This is a genomic window from Pseudoalteromonas sp. meg-B1, assembly GCF_003173795.1.
GTDB classification, from domain to species: domain Bacteria; phylum Pseudomonadota; class Gammaproteobacteria; order Enterobacterales; family Alteromonadaceae; genus Pseudoalteromonas; species Pseudoalteromonas undina.
Genome location: NZ_QGQU01000002.1, coordinates 115,491 through 137,616, shown reverse-complemented (window position 1 = coordinate 137,616; position 22,126 = coordinate 115,491). Strand labels below are relative to the sequence as shown.

At 39.4% G+C, this 22,126-nt stretch carries 20 protein-coding genes; 15 read left to right on the top strand and 5 right to left on the bottom strand.

The window, feature by feature from the left end:
* From hisD to DK924_RS09165, 5 genes are read left to right on the top strand one after another with little or no spacing between them, the layout of a single operon-like run.
* The gene (gene hisD / locus DK924_RS09185; RefSeq protein ID WP_109874966.1) at positions 1 to 1,302 is read left to right on the top strand and encodes a histidinol dehydrogenase; all 1,302 of its coding nucleotides are present in this window, start codon (positions 1 to 3) and stop codon (positions 1,300 to 1,302) included.
* Entirely contained in the window at positions 1,292 to 2,380 is a 1,089-nt protein-coding gene (gene hisC, locus DK924_RS09180; RefSeq protein ID WP_109874965.1) for a histidinol-phosphate transaminase, read from the top strand. The genes hisD and hisC overlap by 11 nt, the downstream gene beginning before the upstream one ends.
* Positions 2,377 to 3,438, top strand: a complete 1,062-nt coding sequence (hisB, locus tag DK924_RS09175; RefSeq protein ID WP_010388866.1) for a bifunctional histidinol-phosphatase/imidazoleglycerol-phosphate dehydratase HisB — start codon at positions 2,377 to 2,379, stop codon at positions 3,436 to 3,438. Before hisC ends, hisB begins: the two co-directional genes overlap by 4 nt.
* Positions 3,435 to 4,025 (top strand): imidazole glycerol phosphate synthase subunit HisH, encoded by a 591-nt coding sequence (hisH, locus tag DK924_RS09170; RefSeq protein ID WP_054201601.1) that lies wholly within the window; start codon positions 3,435 to 3,437, stop codon positions 4,023 to 4,025. Before hisB ends, hisH begins: the two co-directional genes overlap by 4 nt.
* Before the next feature lie 32 nt (positions 4,026 to 4,057).
* Positions 4,058 to 4,783 (top strand): 1-(5-phosphoribosyl)-5-[(5-phosphoribosylamino)methylideneamino] imidazole-4-carboxamide isomerase, encoded by a 726-nt coding sequence (locus tag DK924_RS09165; protein ID WP_109874964.1) that lies wholly within the window; start codon positions 4,058 to 4,060, stop codon positions 4,781 to 4,783.
* Between the two features lie 65 nt (positions 4,784 to 4,848).
* Here DK924_RS09165 and DK924_RS09160 read toward each other — a convergent pair whose 3' ends face one another.
* Together DK924_RS09160 and DK924_RS09155 are read right to left on the bottom strand one after the other, a co-directional pair.
* Entirely contained in the window at positions 4,849 to 5,388 is a 540-nt protein-coding gene (locus DK924_RS09160; RefSeq protein WP_109874963.1) for a cytochrome b, read from the bottom strand.
* A 16-nt stretch (positions 5,389 to 5,404) separates the two neighbouring features.
* The gene (locus tag DK924_RS09155) at positions 5,405 to 6,412 is read right to left on the bottom strand and encodes a catalase family peroxidase (protein WP_109874962.1); all 1,008 of its coding nucleotides are present in this window, start codon (positions 6,410 to 6,412) and stop codon (positions 5,405 to 5,407) included.
* 556 nt (positions 6,413 to 6,968) lie between these two features.
* Between DK924_RS09155 and DK924_RS09150 the strand changes: the two genes are divergently transcribed.
* The 7 genes from DK924_RS09150 to DK924_RS09120 all read left to right on the top strand — a co-directional run bounded on the left by DK924_RS09150 (position 6,969) and on the right by DK924_RS09120 (position 15,829).
* A complete protein-coding gene (locus DK924_RS09150; RefSeq protein WP_075170191.1) occupies positions 6,969 to 8,039 on the top strand; it encodes an efflux RND transporter periplasmic adaptor subunit in 1,071 nt (356 codons plus the stop codon).
* A gap of 10 nt (positions 8,040 to 8,049) precedes the next feature.
* A complete protein-coding gene (locus tag DK924_RS09145; RefSeq protein ID WP_109874961.1) occupies positions 8,050 to 11,097 on the top strand; it encodes an efflux RND transporter permease subunit in 3,048 nt (1,015 codons plus the stop codon).
* A gap of 196 nt (positions 11,098 to 11,293) precedes the next feature.
* Positions 11,294 to 13,264 (top strand): diguanylate cyclase domain-containing protein, encoded by a 1,971-nt coding sequence (locus DK924_RS09140; RefSeq protein ID WP_109874960.1) that lies wholly within the window; start codon positions 11,294 to 11,296, stop codon positions 13,262 to 13,264.
* A gap of 303 nt (positions 13,265 to 13,567) precedes the next feature.
* Positions 13,568 to 14,347, top strand: a complete 780-nt coding sequence (hisF, locus tag DK924_RS09135; RefSeq protein ID WP_109874959.1) for an imidazole glycerol phosphate synthase subunit HisF — start codon at positions 13,568 to 13,570, stop codon at positions 14,345 to 14,347.
* The gene (gene hisIE / locus DK924_RS09130) at positions 14,338 to 14,952 is read left to right on the top strand and encodes a bifunctional phosphoribosyl-AMP cyclohydrolase/phosphoribosyl-ATP diphosphatase HisIE (RefSeq protein ID WP_055012038.1); all 615 of its coding nucleotides are present in this window, start codon (positions 14,338 to 14,340) and stop codon (positions 14,950 to 14,952) included. Before hisF ends, hisIE begins: the two co-directional genes overlap by 10 nt.
* Before the next feature lie 158 nt (positions 14,953 to 15,110).
* The gene (locus DK924_RS09125) at positions 15,111 to 15,626 is read left to right on the top strand and encodes a hypothetical protein (RefSeq protein ID WP_010388878.1); all 516 of its coding nucleotides are present in this window, start codon (positions 15,111 to 15,113) and stop codon (positions 15,624 to 15,626) included.
* Positions 15,627 to 15,640: 14 nt separating this feature from the next.
* A complete protein-coding gene (locus DK924_RS09120; RefSeq protein ID WP_075170194.1) occupies positions 15,641 to 15,829 on the top strand; it encodes a DUF1289 domain-containing protein in 189 nt (62 codons plus the stop codon).
* 16 nt (positions 15,830 to 15,845) lie between these two features.
* Here DK924_RS09120 and DK924_RS09115 read toward each other — a convergent pair whose 3' ends face one another.
* Positions 15,846 to 16,505, bottom strand: a complete 660-nt coding sequence (locus DK924_RS09115; protein ID WP_109874958.1) for an NADPH-dependent FMN reductase — start codon at positions 16,503 to 16,505, stop codon at positions 15,846 to 15,848.
* Between the two features lie 68 nt (positions 16,506 to 16,573).
* A complete protein-coding gene (locus DK924_RS09110; RefSeq protein WP_008112587.1) occupies positions 16,574 to 17,845 on the bottom strand; it encodes an O-acetylhomoserine aminocarboxypropyltransferase/cysteine synthase family protein in 1,272 nt (423 codons plus the stop codon).
* Positions 17,846 to 18,113: 268 nt separating this feature from the next.
* On the opposite strand from DK924_RS09110, the gene DK924_RS09105 reads away from it, so the two are divergent.
* Together DK924_RS09105 and DK924_RS09100 are read left to right on the top strand one after the other, a co-directional pair.
* Positions 18,114 to 18,875, top strand: coding sequence for a hypothetical protein (locus DK924_RS09105; protein WP_109874957.1), 762 nt, complete (start codon positions 18,114 to 18,116; stop codon positions 18,873 to 18,875).
* A 138-nt stretch (positions 18,876 to 19,013) separates the two neighbouring features.
* Positions 19,014 to 19,550: a DUF7010 family protein gene (locus tag DK924_RS09100; protein WP_109874956.1), complete on the top strand. Its 537-nt coding sequence runs from the start codon at positions 19,014 to 19,016 to the stop codon at positions 19,548 to 19,550.
* 777 nt (positions 19,551 to 20,327) lie between these two features.
* On the opposite strand, the gene DK924_RS09090 is transcribed toward DK924_RS09100, so the two are convergent.
* A complete protein-coding gene (locus DK924_RS09090) occupies positions 20,328 to 21,128 on the bottom strand; it encodes a hypothetical protein (protein ID WP_010388888.1) in 801 nt (266 codons plus the stop codon).
* A gap of 97 nt (positions 21,129 to 21,225) precedes the next feature.
* On the opposite strand from DK924_RS09090, the gene DK924_RS09085 reads away from it, so the two are divergent.
* Positions 21,226 to 22,119: a response regulator gene (locus tag DK924_RS09085; RefSeq protein ID WP_075170202.1), complete on the top strand. Its 894-nt coding sequence runs from the start codon at positions 21,226 to 21,228 to the stop codon at positions 22,117 to 22,119.
* Positions 22,120 to 22,126 lie beyond the last annotated feature (7 nt).

The window sequence follows — 22,126 nt, the reverse complement described above, 5'->3', positions numbered from 1 at the left end:
ATGCTTCGTTGGAATGAGGAATCATCACAAGTTCAAGCAGCGGCGCTTATGCGCCCTGCTGTATCAGCAAGTGAAAAAGTAGAAAGCATTTGCCAGACTATTTTGGCAAAAGTGAATGCGCAAGGCGATGCCGCTCTACTTGCATTAGCAAAAGAGTTCGATAATAGAGCCAAGCCGCGTTTACGTGTACCACTTGATGAAATTAATGCCGCTGAGAAAATGCTAAGCCCAGAGCTTAAGTATGCAATTGATACCGCTTATGCCAATGTGAAATGTTTTCACCAAGCGCAACTACCAAAAGATATCAAGTTATCGACTCAACCAGGTGTTGACTGTGAACTGAAATATCAAGCCATCGAAGCAGTCGGTATTTATGTACCAGGAGGGAGTGCCCCTCTTCCATCATCGGTTATTATGCAAGGTGTATTGGCGCAGTTAAGCGGTGCAAAAACCGTGGTATTAACCACCCCAGTACAAGGTGATAAAACAATTAACCCGGCTATTTTATATGCCGCTAAATTATGTGGTATCACCACAATTATTGAAAGCGGCGGTGCAGGCGCGATTGCTGCTATGGCCTATGGCACAGAGTCTGTTCCTAAAGTGAATAAGATTTTTGGTCCAGGTAACAGCTTTGTCACCATGGCAAAGCAATTAGTTGCACAAACGATTCCAGGTATGGCGATTGATATGCCAGCAGGGCCATCAGAAGTGTTAGTGATTGCAGATGAACGTGCAAACCCAGAGTTTATTGCTGCCGACTTACTCTCTCAAGCAGAACACGGGGCTGACTCACAAGTTATTTTATTATGTAACAGTGAAACCATTATTGAACAAACGCAAGATGCACTCACTCGTCAACTTGCCAACTTAAGCCGAAAAGACACTGCCGAACAGGCATTGGCTAATTCGTCACTTATTCTAGTTGATTCAGTAGCCCAAGCGTTTGACGTATCAGCGCAATATGGGCCAGAGCACTTAATATTACAGCTTGGCGATGCCACTCCTTATTTAGATAAAGTAAAGAATGCAGGCTCTGTATTTGTTGGCGATTACACCCCAGAGTCAGCGGGCGATTATGCCTCAGGCACTAATCACGTGTTACCCACTTATGGTTACAGTGCAACTTATTCTAGCTTGAATTTACTTGATTTTTTCCGTACTTACACAGTACAAACCATCAGTAAACGTGGCTTAACTGAGCTTTCAAAAGCTATTTTACCCTTAGCAGATGCAGAAGGCCTAGATGCCCACGCTAATGCGGTTTCAATTCGTTTAGAGGCAATAAAAAATGAGCAATGAGAGCGGCTTATTACCTGATAATATTGCAGCGCTTGCTGCGTATAGCTCAGCTAAAAGTGAAAAACTAACCGGCACAACCTGGCTTAATGCCAACGAAAGCCCGTATGCTAAAAACCTTGAAATAACAATTGAAGACTTGAATCGTTACCCCGATCCTCAGCCTCAATTAGTTATTGACCGCTACGCTGCCTATGCTGAGCTTGAAAGCGAAAATATATTAATGACTCGCGGCGCAGATGAAGGCATTGAATTATTAGTACGTACCTACTGTGAACCGTCAAAAGACAGCATTGCACTATTTTTACCAACATATGGTATGTACAAAGTAACGGCCGATACACACAACGTCGCAATCAATGGCCTAACACAAGCGCTTTTATTAAATGGCAGCGTGGATGAAATAGTTGCCGCGGTGGGTAGCTCAAAACTGGTATTTATTTGTAATCCAAATAATCCAACTGGAAGCTTAACGCCGCTAGATAAAATAAAAGCCATTGCCACTGCGCTTGCAGGTAAAGCATTAGTGATTGTTGATGAAGCCTACATAGAGTTTTGTCCAGAGCAAAGTGCAACACAACTTATAAACGAGTTCAGTAACATTGTTGTGCTTCGTACACTCTCAAAAGCGTTTGCACTTGCGGGTTTAAGAACAGGGTTTACTCTCGCTCAGGCCAGTGTATTAGCGCCTATTCGTAAAGTCATTGCACCGTATCCGGTATCGGGTGTGGTGGCCAGCATTGCAGCACAAGCCATTGCCCCTGATGCGATTACCTCAATGCGTCGCCAAGTGACGATTTTAAATAGCTTAAAATTAAAGCTTATTGACTGGTTAAACGCCTCTCCTGCAGTATTAAAAATACTCACTGGTGAAGGCAACTTCGTTACTTTAAAATTAGCGAACAAGGATTACTTTAAACAAGCGCTTAAACAAGGCTTAGTAATGCGCGCCTTCACCTTGTTTAATGAAGACGACTGGCTACGTATTTCAATTGGTAATGAACAAGAATTAGAACAAGTAAAAATTTGGTTAGATGGCCTGCAATTGCCACAAACCGCAGCACAACAGGAAGTATCATGAGTAACCCCTATTTATTTATAGACCGCGATGGCACTATTATTGAAGAGCCAATCACCGATAAACAAGTCGACAGCCTTGAAAAACTAGCGTTTTTACCAGGTGTCATTCCTGCCTTATTGCAACTGCAAGCCGCAGGCTATCGCTTAGTGATGGTATCGAATCAAGATGGCTTGGGCACAGACAGCTTCCCAACTGCCGATTTTGACATTGCGCAAGACAAAATGATGGACATATTACAAAGCCAAGGCATCAGCTTTGAGTCAGTATTAATTTGCCCGCATTTTGATGAACAAAACTGTGATTGCCGTAAACCAAAAACAGGCTTACTCACTGAACTGATGCGCTCAGGCAAAGTTGATTTAGCACGTTCTTTTGTGATTGGTGATCGCCAAACCGATATTGGCCTTGCACAAAACTTATGTTGTGAAGGTATTTTATACGACGGCAGCTGGCCTGCCATTGTCACTAAGCTGACCACAGCCAACCGTGAAGGCCGTGTGACACGCAACACTAAAGAAACACAAATAGATGTAGCGGTTAACCTTGATCAAACAAAAAATGGCAGCATTGAAACTGGCCTTGGTTTTTTTGATCACATGCTGGATCAAATTCGCACTCACGCCAATATTGGCTTAAATATTAAAGCCAAAGGCGATTTACACATAGACGAGCACCACCTTGTTGAAGACATTGGTATTGCATTAGGTGTTGCCCTTAAACAAGCGCTTGGCACCAAATCGCAAATTGCGCGTTATGGTTTTGCCTTGCCTATGGATGAATGTAAAGCCGAGGCACAAATTGATTTATCGGGTCGGGCATCATTTGTATTAAACGCCAACTTTAGCCGTGAAAAAGCCGGTGATTTAGACGTACAAATGGTTGAACACTTTTTTAAAAGTTTAAGTGATAACGCCGCAATTAGCCTTATTTTATCGGTAAGTGACGGCAACTGTCATCACCAGGTGGAAGGCTTATTTAAAGCGTTTTCTCGTGCTTTGCGCATGGCTATTGCGCAAGATACCAGCCAACAAACAGCCAGCTCTAAGGGATGTTTATGATAGCGATAATTAATACCGGTTGTGCCAATATTAACTCAGTGCGGTTTGCATTTGAGCGTTTAGGGCAAAACCCTACGGTGATTACTTCGCCAGAACAATTAGCAGGCTATGAACGTGCTATTTTACCCGGTGTTGGTCATGCATCTGTTGCTATGAAGCGTTTGGTTGATAATGGTTGGCAGCAAGCAATTAACGAATATCAGCGCCCGCTAATGGGAATTTGCTTAGGCATGCAACTACTGTGTGAAAGCACTGAAGAAGGTAACGTGCAATGCTTAGGTAAAATACCAGGCCAAGTAAAATCACTGGATGTAGGGAGTTTAACGTCACCGCATATGGGCTGGAATAACCTATCTGTTCAACAAGCGCACCCGTTGACTCAAGGTTTGCACGCAGACGATCAGGTTTATTATGTGCACAGTTTCGCCCATACCGTTAATAACGCCACACTAGTCAGCAGCGAATACGGGCAAACATTTTCTGCAATTGTAGCTAAAGACAATTATGCAGGCATGCAATTTCACCCTGAACGCAGCGCTAAAGTGGGCACGCGTTTATTACAAAATTTTATTGATTGGCAACTTTAGGTTGCTCTTCATGCTTTTAAAAGAGAAATACAGTGATTATTCCAGCATTAGATGTATTACAAAATCAAATCGTACGTTTGTATCAAGGTAAATACGATACTGCACAGTTTTATCCCTTTGAGCTTGGTGCTCGCTTAAAAGAGTATGCCGACAGTGGTGCCACTAAATTACATTTAGTTGATTTAGAAGGTGCACGGGATCCAAGTAAAAAACAGTGGCAACATATTCAAGCAGCAACAAAATCGCTTAACGTACCTTACCAAGTAGGTGGCGGTATTCGTTCAGAGCAAGACGTGAGCGATTGGCTAAAAGCAGGTGCAAACCAAGTGGTTATTGGCTCAATGGCGGTTGAAAAGCGTGAGCAAGTAAAAGCTTGGATTGAACAATTTGGTCCTGAGCACTTTGTAATTGCCCTTGATGTTAATAAAACTGCGAACGGATGGGCACCTGCTACTCACGGTTGGCTAAGTGAATCTGAGTTTGGTTTACTTGAGCTTGTTGATTTTTACGTTGCTCTGGGTGTTATTGATTTTTTATGCACGGACATCAGTAAAGATGGCACCATGACGGGCCCTTCTTTTGCGCTTTACGAAGATTTAATTAATCATAATGCAGATATTAAAGTGCAAGCCTCGGGTGGGGTAAGCTCGTTAGATGATATTAAAAAGCTCAATGAACTTGGTGTGGGCGGCGTAATTTTAGGTAAGTCTTTATTAGATGGCGCTTTTAGCGTAGAAGACGCGCTAAAATTAGGCTAAAAATACAAGTTTTAAAAAGGCACAGATGGAGCGCATCTGTGCCTTTTTTGTATGAAACTATCAGTTTATTTATGCTTACCCGGTAACATAGAGCCCAATACGCCATCTTGCTTTATTAAACCATGATAAAGTGCAGCGCTTACATGCATAAAAATAAACAGTAAAAATGCATAAGCAATTAAACCATGTGCTTCACGAAAAAATGCATAGGTTTCAATGTTTTTACTGACTAAATCAGGTAAAGTAAATATACCAAAAAAGCTCACAGAACGTTCATCAGCACTTTGCATTAACCAGCCTGAAATTGGCATCAAAATCATAGACGCATATAAACCCACTTGGGTTAAATGTGCCGCTAAAGCTTGTGCTTTAGGCACACTTTGGGGTAATGCAGGGCTTTTATACAGTACTTTATTAATTAATCTTATCGTAACTAATATCAGTGCTAACACACCAAACGATTTATGTAGTTGTATAGCTTCTACTTGCCATACGGCTAAGCTTTGTACCATCGATAAACCAAGAAATAACATAGAAAGAATAATTAATGCCATTGCCCAGTGAATAAGCATACTCGACACTGAGTATTTTGTAATTGTGTTCATTGACTCGTTCCTGTGATTAATTATTTAAAAGTACTTCTTTAGCACGACGACGAAATGACTCTGCATACGCAGCGCCACGGGCACGTAAAATAGGATCGGCACTTGGCTCAATGCCTGTTGGTAATACCAGCGGATCAAAGTTCATGTTTTCACATACCCCCCCCTCTTGTGCTTGCAAGCGTGATATTACTAACGTACCGGCGTTGATGGTTTTGCGCGATTGTGGCCATAAAACAGTTGGGTTGTTTTCATCATCTTCTTCGGTTGCAAAACTAAACAGCATATCGAACTTAACCGAAGACTGAGCTACTTGGTCTTTAAGTTGTAGCTGCAACGCATCTGGTGAATCATTATTAAGTGGTTGGATGTTTTCATCACTTAATTGCGGTTTAGCTATCCAGCGTACGGCGTGCTTTTCATCATTTTTATCCACTAAATAAAAGGCATTAATGCTGTGATACTGCTCAGTGGCAAAGCTATTGGTTGGTGTATAGCTTGCCTTCCAGTTATTAAAAGCGGCACTTTCAGGGTGCGCTGCAAAAAACGCTTTAATTTTTTCTGGGCTGCGCTTTTTAGTCACCGGATCGGGTGAAAGTGCTTGAAGTTGTTTAAAAAACGCATCTGGCGTAGCTACAGCCATAACCGGAGGCGTATTCATTGCCACCCGCCATTCTTGGTTATCATCAGTAGTTATAGAAAACGCTAAACTACGCACAGGCGCTTTTAAATCAGGTGCAGTTGGATTATTACCCGCAATAGAAAAGCGACCTACAAAAGGGGTGGCCCCTAAATCAAATACCTTAGCTTGCGAATACTTAGCAAGTTCACCCGTTGACTCAAAAGAGCCAGCTAAACAAATACCTTTTGCATGTGCACGACGAAACCCCTCATGGGCATTATCGCCTTGCTGTAAATTAACAAAACGCTGTGCAGTTACTACGTCACGATTAAATGCGCCGGTAAAATATAAAATCGTTAAAGCAAATAAAGTGATTATTGCCATTAAGGTGATTTTTTTACTCATGGTAGGATTAGACCTCGTGTGATTATTTTTTAATGATTATGTTAGGAGTTATTCATAGTTAACATTACGTCTGTAAATAAATGGCTAACCATTACTGAGTGATGCCTTACGTTGAAGCGCTTTTATCAAGCGATACCAACATGACTTTTACAAGACCGCTGCTAAGCAATTAATATTTCAATTTAATTAATAAAAAATACAGTTTATGGTTTTAAATCTATAAACAACTTATGTTTACAGGCTTACACTTTTAAAAAACTGATTGTTAATTATACTTAGGCCTATATGAGCAAGTACTAAGTTGTAATTTTGGTGCTTTCTACACAATCAAACAAATTAATACAAAACCGTACAAGTAATAATAAACTGTTGAAATTAAAATGTTATTTATTCCTCATTAGCTAACGGCTGCTTCCATTCAAGTAGTCAGTAGTTACTACTTAATACATTGCATTTAAGGTAAATTTGAAAACAAACTCAATTGGCTATTTTATAATTTTTAATTGCTTAAAAATGCCAACAATTAACAACGCACTTTTTATTTAAGGTAAACCAGATGATCAAAACACCTTGTTTTACTCAATTTAATTTGATTAGTATCATGTTTCTATTTTTATTAGCCGGTTGCTCAGAAAGTGAAGTCAGCACGCAAAAACAAAACGAACCACGTGCGGTTAAACTAATAACCATAGGTGATGAGTCGCAATCAAAAACGCTCACCTACCCCGCCACTATCGACACTATAAATAGCTCAAAGCTTGCTTTTCAAGTTAGCGGAAAGCTAGAAACGCTTAACGTTATTGCCGCACAAAACGTAAAAAAAGGCGATGTAATAGCCGTATTGGAGCAACGAAACTTTATTAATGAGGTTAAGTCGAGCAAAATTCAGTTTGAAACCGCCGACAATGATTACCAACGTGGTTTAAAGCTCGCTAAAGATGGGGTTATTTCACAACGAGATATAGAGCAACTAAAATCTAAAAAAGAAGTAGCAGAATCACAGTATGACTCAGCACAAAAAGCACTATCTGACAGTAAAATTATAGCGCCTTACGATGCCATTGTTGCTGAGGTGCCAGTAAAGCAGCTTGAAAACATAAGCGCGGGTCAACATGTTGTTACTTTATTTGGTAAAGGCGAAATGGAAGCGGTGGTAAATATTCCCGCTTCAATTGTGGCCACGGTTGACTCTAAGCAAAACAATGTAGCGTCAGTTATTTTACAAGATGTATCGACTCCCCCCATTCCAGCAACATTTAGACGTGCCAATTTAGAAGCTGACTCTGCGAGTCAAACTTATGAAGTGCGATTTGCATTTGCTGTACCAAATAACCTTAATATATTGCCAGGTATGAATGCCAGTTTAAAACTTACACGTGAAGCCAGCTCAGCATCCACTCGTTTATTAGTGCCAACCTTTGCTATTTTTGAACAAAATGGTGAACACTTTGTATGGACGGTTGACGCTCAAACTATGCAAGCTTCTAAAACTCCCGTTACTATTGAAAATGGCATTGGAGAACAACTCATTGTCACTGACGGTTTAAGTGCTGGCGATGTAATTGTTGGTGCAGGTGCAAACTATGTAACTGAGGGTATGAAAGTACGTCCTTGGACTAAAGCATAGGAGCGCGGTAATGGATTTAGCAAAATGGACAATCAATAATAAATTAATTAGCACCATACTCATTATTTTAACGCTAGGGTTTGGTTTTTCATCCTATAAAAATATGGCGCGGTTTGAAGACCCCGAATTTATAATTCGCACCGCGCAAGTGTTTGTCTCGTACTCAGGTGCAAGCCCACTAGAAGTTGCAAAAGAGGTAACTGAGCCACTTGAACGTGCAATTCAAGAACTACAAGAAGTTGATACTATATCGTCCACCTCATCTACAGGTTTATCTGAAATTAAAGTAGAGATTAAATCAGAGTTTTCCCCGACTAAATCTGAGTTGCAAGTTATTTGGACTAAGCTCAGAAACAAAATAAATGACACACGTCCAACATTACCGCCTGGTACTGGCACGCCACAAGTTTATGACGATTTTGGTGATGTGTATGGCCTGAGCTATTTAATAACCGCCGAAGGGTACTCACCCGACGAGTTACATGCCTACGCTAAAGATTTGCAAAGTGACATTTTACAAGTAGAGGGCGTAGCCAAAGTTGCTATGACAGGCGTGCAGCAAGAAGGCATATTTGTAGAAATAGCTCGTGAAGAGTTAGCCTCTTTAGGCGTGTCTATTAATAATATTTACGGCATTTTAGATGAGCAAAACGCTGTATTGAGCGCTGGTAACACTCAAATTGGCGATCAACGTATTTTTATCGACCCTACCGGAGAAATAAACTCCGTTGATACCATTAAAAATCTATTGGTTAGTGCCAGCGGTGAAGGTAAAACAATTTATCTTAAAGATATTGCTAATGTATACCGTGGCTTTCAAAGTCCAGCAACCAAGTTAGTCCGTTATAACTCTAAACCTGCAATTTCACTTGGGGTCGCCAGTGTATTGGGTGCTAATGTGGTTAAAGTATTTGACCGCGTTGATGACAAAGTAAAACAAACTGAAAACCTCAGACCGCTGGGTATCACAGTGCATGAGTTTTACCACCAAGGTAAAGTAGTACAAGATTCAGTCGACAACTTTGTAGTGAATGTTTTAGTCGCACTGGTGATCGTAATGGTTACCCTGCTGCTATTTATGGGTTTGCGCTCAGGAGTTATTATTGGCGCCGTATTACTGCTAACCATTTTTGCGACCCTTGCAACCATGGATTTGAGCGGTATACCCATGCATCGAATTTCTCTTGGAGCGCTGATTATCGCGTTAGGAATGATGGTTGATAACGCCATAGTTGTGACCGAAGGGATTTTAGTTGGTACACAAAAAGGCCGTAAAAAGTTAGACATTGCCAGCGAAGTCGTCAAGCAAACTAAATGGCCACTACTGGGTGGTACCTTGGTAGGCATTGTTGCCTTTGCGCCTATTGGTCTTGCCCCAGGTGATACCGCTGAATTTACCGGCCATTTATTCTGGGTTATTTTAATTTCTCTATTATACAGCTGGTTATTTGCCATTACCCTAACCCCCTTATTTTGTTATTGCTTGTTTAAAGAGCAAGATAGCGACACCTCAGGCTCAGCAAAACCAAATAAACTCATGGTGTTATATCAGTCTGTTGTGGTTTCGGCATTGCATCACCGCTGGCTTAGTATTGCCATTGTGGTTGCCACTTTCAGTGTGTCTATGTGGGGATTTCAATTTGTAAAATCAGGTTTTTTCCCAGCTTCTACTACACCGCAAATGGTAGTTGATTTTTGGCTACCACAAGGTACCGATATTGAAAAAACCAAAAAAGATATGCTCAAGTTAGAGGAATTTGTAAAGCAACAAAATGGCGTTGAAGGTATACAAACGCTTATTGGTGGCGGCGGTCTTCGCTACATGCTTATTTATGGTAGTGAGTCACCAAATAGTTCTTATGGGCAAATTTTAGCTAAAGTCGATGACTACAAAAAGCTAGATCAACTTTTACCTACCGTACAAAATTACATTGACGATAACTTTGTCGATGCTCAAGGCAAAGCATGGCGCTTTGTAATGGGCCCTGGTGGGGGCTCTAAAATAGAAGCCACATTTAAAGGGCCCGACCCAGATGTATTAAGAGAGCTAGCTGCACAAGCAAAAGGAATATTAATTGATGATGGCGGCGCTCTATCAATTAAAGATACATGGCGACAACGCATTAGTGTTATTGAGCCACAGTATTCTGCCATTAATGCACAGCGCGCTGGTGTAACGCGTAAAGCGGTTGCTGAAGCCTTACAGCAAAATTTTTCGGGGCAAATCGTTGGGCAGTATCGTGAAGGTGAAGAGCTCATTCCTATTATTGTTAGAGCACCACAAGCTGAACGTGTAGACATAAACGATATTGGAAATATTCAAGTGCAAAGCAATATAACCGGTGAAACACTGCCCCTTGCGCAAGTAACCAATGGGTTTAAAACCGTCTGGCGCGATGGTATTTTAAAGCGTGAAGACCGCGAATGGACTATAAAAGCCCAAGCCGATCCACTACCAGGTGAACTAGCCTCAGAGTTATTTAATCGGGTAAGGCCTAAAATAGAAGCCATTGACCTACCTCAAGGGTATCGACTTGAATGGGATGGCGAATACGGACAATCGAAAGAATCTAACGAAATGCTGGCCTCAACTATTCCGCTGGGCTTTTTAGCCATGGTGCTGATTGTTATTGTGTTATTTAACGCTTTAAAACAACCAATTATTATTTGGCTTGTCGTGCCATTAGCCTTAATTGGTGTTGTTTTTGGACTGGTAACCACACAAATTCCACTAGAGTTTATGGGCATATTAGGATTGCTATCGCTCTCTGGTTTGTTAATTAAAAATGCCATTGTATTAGTAGATCAAATGGACATGGAAATTCGCCAAGGTAAAGCTGCATATAATGCCATTATCGATTCGGCAAATAGTCGGGTAAGACCGGTAATGATGGGCACACTGACCACGGTGTTAGGGGTTATTCCACTGTATTTTGATGCATTTTTCCAATCAATGTCTGTGGTTTTAGTATTTGGATTACTGTTTGCTACCCTGCTGACTTTAATCGTGATACCCGTGCTATATGCTATTTTTATGAATGTTAAACAAAATCAGTAAGCGAGTAATTAAGCTCTAAATTGTGGGATTCGGTTAAACAATACTCTGCTTTGACCGGATCCTTATTATACTTTAGTCAAAACTACAGTTAATTTAATAAACTTTATAGTAATTCTCATCCTTTATAATTATTATATAGTTACAAAATGTTTTCGTTTTGAAATTCAATAATAACACTTACTCCACGGATACTTTCATGCCAATAAAACGCTTACTGATCCTCTTTTTATCTTTAGCGTTTAGTGAAGCTGTTATTATGCTTTTTTTAGCCGCATTTGTTACCCAGTTTACCGGTGTTTGGCTTTCAGTAATATTAGATTCCAGCCTTATCGCGTTAGTAGCGATTGTCACTACCCTTTACTTATTTCGCGATAATGACTTTGTAACTCACCAAAAGCTCAGAACTGAGTTCCTTATTATAAAAATAGCTATGATTGTGTTCACTGTTGAAGCAATCATAATGTTTGCCTTTAATTTTGATGCTCTCATGTTAAAACAATGGCAAATCATGCTCATTGACGGCTTAATTTTAAGTAGCTTAAGTGTCTCGCTTATTTATTTATTCGTAATTAAATATGCTTTTTCATTAAACCAATCACATAACACACAAAAAAACACGACAAAACTAACTAGTTCATTGGCCTACTTTTGCTCTGCGGTATTGTTATATATCGCCTTATATATGTTTTACCAAAGCCAATTACAAACGCGTATTAATAATGTTATACAACATGAAAAAAATGAATTAAAACAAGCAAAAAAAGCTTTTTTACAACAACTTAATCATGCCTCTCGTGACTTGTTGATTTTAAGAAACAATCATCATTTTAAAGATCATGACATTTTGAGTTCGGTCAATAGAGCTCAGCTAGAGCAAGACTATGCTAACTTTATTTCTATTAAAAACTTTTATACACAAATTCGAATTCTTGATCTAACAGGTAAGGAACTATTAAGGGTGCATAGAGACAAGCACAATGTTGCTATAGTCTCAGCAGAGCAGCTACAAGACAAAAGCCATCGTTACTATTTTAAACAGGCTATAAAAATGAACCCGTCGGCTATTTTTATTTCCCCATTAGATTTAAACTTTGAAAACGGTGAGATAGAACGCCCTTTTAAACCAATGATACGTTTAGCTTCTGTGCTAATGGGACCCAAAGGAACTAAAATAGGGCTACTTATCGTCAACCTTGAAGGGGCTCATTTACTTAGCCAATTAGACAATATCTCAAAAAATTCATCAGGCAATATTATGCTGCTTAATAAAGACAGCTATTGGTTATTTGGAGATACCAATAAGCAATGGTCATTTATGTTTGCTAACAAACCGCAACATCGTTTTAAAGATCAGCAGCCACACATATGGCAAAGCATGCAAATCCAAGCGAATGGGATTATTGAAAATGAAAACAATGTTTATATTTATGATCACTTAACTTTATTAAACGACATGTTGCTCCCAAATAATATCGCTAATAGCCTAATAAACAGACCCGAATGGACATTAATAAATAAAGTCCCGCTGGCTAAAATAGAGAGTGAGTTTAGTAGCTTAAAGAAACTTATTATCGCTCTTTATCTTGGTATTATGACGTTAATGATATTTGTTATTTATACTTTTGCCATCCACACAATTAAAAGAAGAAAATATCAAGCCAAAGTAGAAAACTATGCTTATTTTGACAGTTTAACAGGGCTTTATAACCGCCGTATTTTTTTGGAGCAGCTTGATTTAGAAATCATAAAAGCAACGCAGCTTTCCTGCCCTTTAGTACTTATGTACCTTGATTTAGATTACTTTAAACCCATCAATGATGAATTAGGCCATGGTGCAGGTGATGAAGTACTTAAAGAGGTGGCGATTCGCATCAAAAGTTGTTTGAGACAACAAGATATTATTGCGCGCATTGGGGGAGATGAATTTGCAGCAATTCTTCCCCAGTTAAACGATAAAAAAGCAATAGCGGATATTGCAGAGCGAATTATCACAAGTATTAACACCCCCTTTACTATTTTTGATCAGCAATGCAGCTTAGGTATAAGCATTGGTATTGCAACCAGCGCGTCAGAAACTCAAACCAGCATTAAGCTTAAAACACAGGCAGACCAAGCACTTTATGAAGCTAAAAACTCCGGCAGAAACTGTTATCGCTTTTCCAAATAAACATTTTAAATTTAGTATTTTATAAATTTAAAATAAGCTTTGAAGCGAATACTTTTTTAAGGCATTAATTATCACTTTAAGTTCTAGCTTTAGCGATTAACATAGTTGGAGTTTTATTATATAGTGGGGTTAAGAATTCATTGCATAGTAATGCATTAAGATTCATTCATTAAATTAACTATTCAAATTTATCAAATAAATAACATATCAAGTGCAGTCTATGTGTCTTCTATTTAGTCATACAAATAATAAATGTAAAAACAGCTTTATTTCAAATCAAAATTTTAAAAACGAGGCATTCTCATGTTATCAAAACGCATAATTCCTTGTTTAGATGTAAAAGATGGACAGGTCGTTAAAGGGGTTAAATTTAAAGGCCACGAAGTGGTTGGCGATGTACTTACCCTAGCTAAAGCCTACAGCGAAGCCGGTGCTGATGAACTGGTGTTTTACGAGATCAGTGCAAGTGTTGAAAAACGCTTACTCGATGTTAATTGGGTTGAAAACATTGCCCGCCATATCGATATTCCATTTTGTGTAGCCGGTGGTATTAAATCGGTAGCCGATGCAGCTCGTGTGCTTGAACGTGGCGCTGACAAAATCAGTATTAATAGCCCTGCAATTGCGCGTCCAGAGCTAATTAAAGAATTACATGATGAGTTTGGCAAGCAGTGTGTAGTTGTTGGCATTGACAGCTTTTATGATGAAACAACCGGTGAATATCTAGTTTATCAGCTTACTGGCGATCCTAATGCGTCAAGCCGCACCCGATATAAAACCGAAGAATGGGTTAAACGCGTACAAGACTTAGGTGCTGGCGAAATCGTTTTAAATTGTATGAACCAAGATGGTGTTCGCAACGGTTACGACAACGAGCAACTAAGCAAAATACGCCAGCTGTGTGATATTCCTTTAATCGCCTCCGGCGGTGCAGGCAGCATGCAAGATTTTGTTGATGTATTTCAACAAAGCCAAGTAGATGGTGCGCTCGCAGCCAGTGTTTTTCACAAAAACGTGATAAACATCGGTGAACTAAAACAATTTTTAATCGATAACCAAGTGGCAGCAAGACTATGCAAGTAACCTTAGAAAACCAAACTCAAGTTGATTTCGCTAAAAGCGAAATGATCCCTGCCATTGTTCAAGATGCCCGCTCTGGCGTGATTTTAATGCAAGGCTTTATGAACAGCGAAGCGCTTAAAGTAACACTTGAAAGTAATAAAGTGACTTTTTATTCGCGCTCTAAATCGCGTTTATGGACCAAAGGCGAATCATCAGAAAACTTTTTAAACGTGGTATCGGTGCATACCGATTGCGATTACGACTCTATACTCGTACTTGCAAACCCAGAGGGCCCAACCTGTCATTTAGGCACGCAAAGCTGTTTTGGTGATGATGCAAAACCAAGCTTGAGCTTTTTAGCGCAACTTGAGGATGTCATTGTTGCTCGTAAAAATGATGATCCAGCTAAAAGCTACACTGCGTCACTGTTCGCAGAAGACTTAAGCCGTAGCTGTCAAAAAGTAGGTGAAGAAGGTGTAGAAGTGGCACTTGCGGCAATGAAACACGACAACAATGAACTTACCAACGAGTCGGCCGATTTGTTGTATCACCTTGTTGTACTATTACAACGACAAGGGTTAGAACTCACTGATGTAGTTGCTTGCCTACAAGGTCGTCATAAGTAAATACAACGATTACTGTGTGCGCAATTATGTGGCGCACATCGTCATAAAAAGCCATAATTTTTCTTTTTAATTCAGCCTTCTCAATAGCATTTATTCTCTCCCTTAGGTATCCTTTAGCTAATATTTAAGGAATAGCTATTACAAAAGGATAGCGCACTATGAAAACTTATATATCGCTTATACTCACTGGTCTTATTTTGTCTGGATGTAGCAGTTTAACCAGCGAGCAAAAAGCCAAATTAGACAGCTTAACGCCCTGTGAAAAAATGGATGGCTTAATAACCGAATTCGATAATCGATTTGATGCGTTAAAAGACACCAAAGTACAAAACTCATATTTAGATGTGTGGACTGCAAAGTACAACGTATTTGGCGATAACTGCCAAGTGACTAGCTTTAACAATCAAACTGTGACCTATCAATGCCAAGAAAGCTACAAAGATCAACAGCAAGCGGTAGCTATGCATCAACAAGCAGTTGAACTCACTCGCCAATGTTTAACTAAAAAAAACAACTGGTTAGAAACACAAAAAGAGTCAGAAACGTCGCTGCGTACCACCTTTGTACTTGATGATAAGTCGCCGGTTATTTCTGTTTATACCAGCAAAACGTTATCAAAAATTAAAACTTGGTCGACCTCTTTAGAAGTAGGAAAGCCCGTCGCCACGAAATAATAACGAGAGAATGTATGCGCCAAACACCCAGTAAACAATCCACTCATTTAAAAACAGACTGTATCGGTGAATGTTATAGAATGAATGGCTACTGCACTGGGTGCGGGCGCACTAGCGACGAAATATTCGACTGGATTATTTTAACTGACGAACAAAAACAAGCAATATTGGCCTCCCCTCGTGAAGATGCCAAAAAAGACTAGCTTAAATTTTTAACCGTTAAGGCGCATTACGCTGTGATGGGTCACGTTTAAAATCTTTGCTTAATTGCTTAGGATCTAACGCTTCACGTTGTTTGCTTGCGCCCTCAGCCCACCACATTAATTGATTAAAGGTGCGCGAAAAATAGCTATCCCACGATGTTTGCTCTGCCGCATTGTTTGCGTCACCACTTTCAATAAACACATCCTGTGCTTTTGGTACATGGATCATTGCTGATACCGGCAAACAGCCCAGTTCACTTAAAAAGCTGCGCATGCCAACAGCAGCGCGCACGCCGCCCCACTGCCCTGCAGAATAGGTCACAATTGCGCTGGGTTTATAGCCAAATAACGAGCTTCCAAAATGGTTAAGCAAATTAGCGAGTGCCGGACTCATCGAATGATTATATTCAGGGCTCACCATAACAAAGCCATCGCTGGCTTTAATTTTTGCTGCTAAATCATCAAGTTGTTTAGGTACCTCAGCCTGCGTATAGGCAAAGTGCGGTTTAAACACAGGGTCTAAATCGTAATCGAGCGGATCAATAAGCTCTATTTCATGCTCAGAATAGTGCTCAAGCAAACAACGCTCACATGCTTTTGCTACTCTCTCCCCTAAACGCGCAGGCTTAGGTGGGGTACTTTTTCTAACCGAACCGAGAAAAATTAAAAATTTCATGTATCGGCACTCCTTTTTTATTGCAAAAATAAATACCTCAAAAAAGTTTGAGGTATTTACTGTACGGTTTAAGCTTTATCGAGTGCTTGGCTTACATCGGCAATAATGTCGTCAATGTTTTCAATACCCACCGATAACCGAATTAAATCGCGGCTAACGCCAGCATTGGCGAGCTCTTCATCATTTAATTGGCGATGCGTGGTCGATGCTGGGTGGCAAGCCAGCGATTTAGCATCGCCAATATTTACCAAACGTAAAATCATGTTTAGAGCATCAATAAACCGCGTACCGGCTTCAAGGCCACCGGCAATGCCAAAACTTAAAATACCTGACGCTTTACCATTGGTAATTTTTTGGCTCATTTCGTTATACGGGCTTGATTTTAATCCCGCGTAATTAACCCAAAGTACCTTAGGATGGCTCTCTAAATATTCAGCAATTTTTTGCGCGTTTTCGCAGTGACGATCCATTCTTAGCCCTAACGTTTCAAGGCCAATTAAAATATCAGAGGCGTTTTTAGGCGCAAGCGCCGCACCGGTGTTTCTAAGGGGTACAACACGGCAACGCCCAATAAACGCCGCCTCAGCAAACGCATCGGTATACACTACATTATGGTACGACGGATCAGGCTCATTCATCATCGCAAAACGGGTTGCATTGGCTTTCCAGTCAAACTTGCCCGAATCAACAATCATGCCGCCAATCGCGGTTCCATGGCCGTTAATGTATTTAGTGAGTGAGTGCACCACAATATCGGCACCTAACTCAAATGGCCGACATAAATACGGCGTAGCCACAGTGTTATCTACAATTAAAGGCACCCCTTTGCTGTGGGCAATTTTCGCAAGGCGAGCGATATCAACTATATTCCCTGCAGGGTTACCAATTGATTCGCAAAAAACAGCACGGGTGTTTTCATCAATGGCGTTTTCAAAACCGTCAAAATCATCGGCTTTAATCATTCGCGCTTCAATACCTTGGCGCGGCAAGCTGTGAGCAAATAAGTTATAAGTGCCGCCGTATACTTGGCTAGTGCTTACAATATTAGTGCCCACCTCACATAAACATTGAATTGCATAAGTAATCGCCGCCATACCCGAAGCCACAGCCAGCGCACCAATACCACCTTCCATCGCCGCAATACGCTGCTCAAGTACCGCATTGGTCGGATTCATTATGCGGGTATAAATATTACCCGGCACTTTTAAATCAAATAAATCAGCGCCATGCTGGGTATTATCAAAGGTGTACGAAGAGGTGTTATAAATTGGCACCGCCGCCGACTTAGTGGTGGCTTCAGATTCATAACCATGGTGCAACGCTAAAGACTCAAGTTTCATAATTTATTCCTTCAATATAGTTACACCTAACCTAGCATTTAATGGTTACAAAATGCACATGAAATATACTAAAGAATGTTGAAGTAATTTGATTGAATGCTGTATCTAATTCTACCGCTTGCTCATATATTCAAGAAAATGAGCCAAGCGCGCATATTACTCCTCTAAGTATTTATTAAATACAATAAAAAACTTAGTGATAGTAATATGTTAGGTAATTTGTTAAAACTATATAAAATAGAAGAGTGAGCGTGACATTGGCAGAGATATGCGCGATGAGCGCACTATTAAATTGTTAGATTTTACATGGAGAGTTATGGAGCCCGCCAACATAATAATAAATAAAGCTTTAAATGTTAAATTGGCACATTCGGCTAATGAAGAGTTTTCGGATGCTGCTGACTACATTTGGAAAACACCTAGATTTTTAGAGAGTGAAAAAGAAGACGAGCTGGCAAAGCTTCCAATCTATTTTCCGAATCATCCTGATATAGCCGAAAAGCGCTGGGAGATTGAAGGCAGGAAAATAGAACGAACATTTCCATGGTTGATGAGTAGAGGAAACTTATTCTCTATTGCTTCACTATATGAGGCTTACTTGCTTTTATTAGCCAAGGAAATTGAAAAGGTTACGCATATAAGCCTTAGCTTAACCAAAGGTCAAGGTATCTCAAAGATTAACAACTATTTCAAAACTGTTGGTCTCGATTTTAAATCTGTACCTCTATTTGAACAAGTAGATGCTGCCCTAAAAATCAGAAACTGTTTATTTCACGCTAGTGGAATTTTAGATTATTGTAAAAAACCAGATCAAATAATTAGCATTGTAGATAACCTTACATTTCTGAGTGAGGAGCACCGACATCGACGTAAAGCTTCTGATAGAAAAGTAGATGAAGTTATTATTACCACTACAAAATTTGGTCGCAGAATCGAGATAATTAATGATTATTCATTTTTGGCTGCGAACTACTTGAGGGATTACTTTATTGGTCTACGCGTTGAAGCAAAAAAGAAAGGTAAAATCTAACAAGCTGTTCAAGCGGGACTGCTAAAGTTTGGCTCGGTTCCGCTTCGCTTCACATTTTAGCCAAACATTATCAGCCCCTTAACAGGGCGTTATGTGCTTCAATAAGTCTGAGCATTACTCAAGCAAGGAGAGAGTATTTTGACATTAGATGAATACAGAATAGAATTTGAACAATCTTCAAACAGATCTATTTCAATGCCGGTTGCTGGAATCATTATTTGGGGTTTAGTTGGGCTTTTAAGTACTCAATTTAGCGCAAATATTTCTATATATATTCTACTTTTCGCAACAGGCGGTATTTTTCCTATAGCTTTAGTAATTGCAAAATTTAGAAAAGAGAACTTAGTTTCCTCATCCAACCCTTTAGCAAAACTTATGGGCCTATGCATAGTGATGGTTAATCTTCTTTGGGCTGTCCATATTCCATTACTTTTAAATGCACCTGAATTTGTTCCTTTGAGTTTAGGCGTTGGCTTAGGACTTCATTGGGTAGTGTATTCTTGGATCGTTAAACACCCTGTTGGCTTAATTCATGCTGTGTTAAGAAGTATTTTAATTGTAGCCGCTTGGTATTTATTCCCTAACAGTAGTATTTTAGCTATCTCTTGCGTTATCGTTTTAACTTATTTAATAAGTATTTATCAAATGTTAACCAGGAATATGATAAGAATATAACAAACACCTAAACTCCGACAATGTAAAGTTGTCATAGTTTTGGCAAACAAAAAACCACGCCAACACATTGCGTGTTATACGGTTGTTAGTTTTTAAAGGAGTCGAATGACCATTAAAATATTAGGATGGTTTTCAATAATCATAACAACTTTTGCACTAGCACCAAGTATTGTACCTGGAGCCATGTCAATATTAGCTTTTTATCTATCTTTGGGGCTTTAATTGTCTCTATATCAACTATAAAATCGGCGGGTGTTTTCTACTTCAAAACAACTGCTATTATTGTTTGTGTTGGGACGTTAGTTTTTAATGATTACCTTCGTTTTTATGGCTCACTTCCACAAGCTACGTGGGCTGAAAAGATAGGGTTGTATGCTTTTTATATAGTAATTTGTATTACAGGTTTTTTTAAAGCCAAAAAGTATTGTAAATAATAAAAACTAACAAGAACTTCTAACGGAAAAAACACAAGAAAATTTATGATTCAGTGCACTCGCTGTGAACATTAAAAAGATGTTTTTAGCTTTTCTTTATCTGCACTCCCATTTTACCTTAAATGTGCAAATTGCAACCTCACATACTCAGCCAAGATAACGTGGCGCTATATGATTCTGACTAGCTAAAAATAGTTTTGTTTTATATCTTCCTCTAAAAGCGCAGCGTCTTTTCGCCCTCTTTGTGCATAAATCACTAAAAGACCTTATTCTACAAATAGAAGTGAATAAGCAGAAAACACAGCTATAACGTGTACTGGCTCATACTAAAAAAAGATGTTAGCTAACTTGGTTTTTGGCTATTTTTCATCATTTCTAAATAACGCCCTTCAATGAATTTTTTCTCTTTTGTAAGGTGTTTAAGTGCGTACTGTGTTTTTTCTAGCTCTTGCTTGAGTGTGTCTAACTCCTCACTACTTTCTGGCCCGTCTGTTTGTAACTGCAATTGCTGTAGCAGTTGGTCTTGCTCTGCAATTTGCCTTTTGTATTCGTTTAAAGTGTTAAGTAATCTTGTTTGATCAGGCGTTGAGGATGCATCTGCGTTTGATGTTTTATCACTATTCTCGCTTGCGGTTTTAAGCGCTTCGTAATCTGCTTGTAACTGGTCTTTTTCTTCTTGAAGCACAGTCACTGCATCATATTGTGCATAGAGTTTTTGACGGGTAACTTTTAATTTTTCAACACTTTTATCCAAATCCCCTTTAAGTTTGCGAATTAGCTTATGCGAGCGTTTTAATTTTTTATTGAGATCATCGATTAGCTGTTGTTCTTTTTCGGTAACATGATCTTTGGTTGATGAAGTAACCTCAGTCAATTGCTGTTGTAATAGCATTTGTACACTGATTAACTCAGCGATAGTTTTTCGGTTATCGTTAACATAGCTCATAGCATTTTCAACAGACTCTCTGCACATAGCTAACGTCGCATCATCCATTGTTCCGTTACTTTTAACCATGCTAAGTGCAAATGCCCTAAACTCTCTGAGTATCAGTAAAAGAATATAAAACCACGCGGCTAAAATAAGTAGCCCAAAATTTATAGCAATATAATGATAAACCTCTGGCGGAAATACGGCATATGGCATTATTTAGTTATCTTAAATTAAGTGTTTATTTACTAGAGTTTAGCGCTGTGAAAAAAATCTGCCATAATAACAACAACATTAAAAAAAAGTTACCTGTGTGAAAATACTTATCGTGGATGATAGCCATGCAACACTTGAAATAGTACGCCGAGGGTTGGAAAAGTTTGGCTATCGGAAGTTATTAATAGAAAAAGCCAACAATGCTAAATCTGCGTTAACGCTTATTGGTAGTTGGCACCCCGATATTGTCCTTACAGACTGGCATATGCCTGATATGTGTGGAGTTACGCTATTACGTGCAATAAAGCAAAGGCAACTTAATATAATAGTAGCAATGCTAACCACGGTTGATGAAAAGTCTCAAATTGAAGAAGCCATTAGCTTTGGCGCATCTTTTGTTCTGTCAAAGCCTTTTACAGATGAACAACTTCACGATAAGTTATTACCTCTGGTTCAACTTGTAGAAAATAACGAAGTCATTCCTGATGAAATTGAATTAAATGATGATTTAGCGTTACCAAAGCTGTCGCAATTAGAACGTTTGTTTCATAAACATATAAGTCAGTCTTTAATCGTAAACACAATTCAACCGCAGGTATTCGATGAATCTAAAGTACCCTGTGTAATGGCTGTTTATGAGGATCCTAAAAGTCAAAAAGTACGCGCTATTGCCATACTTGATATTTATGCCGCGTGCGTAATGGCAAGTGGTTATAGTAGCTTGTCGGCTGAAGATATTAGTAACTCAATATTATCTGGCGTTGTAACAAATACAGCATTAAGCGCATGTAAAAAAGCATTAACGGAAACGGCTTTTGCCTTTTTAGACAAACGAACACGCGTTAGTTTACAAATCAAAACGGTCAAAGTGATTACCACGCCTTTTCGTAAGCTCACTTTGCTGTATAAAACACCTGCTGAAAAGCGCATTGATTTTAGCTGCCAGCTTGAGGGCATGGCACAAGGTAAAATTATGCTAGTTGGCATTTAGTAAATTA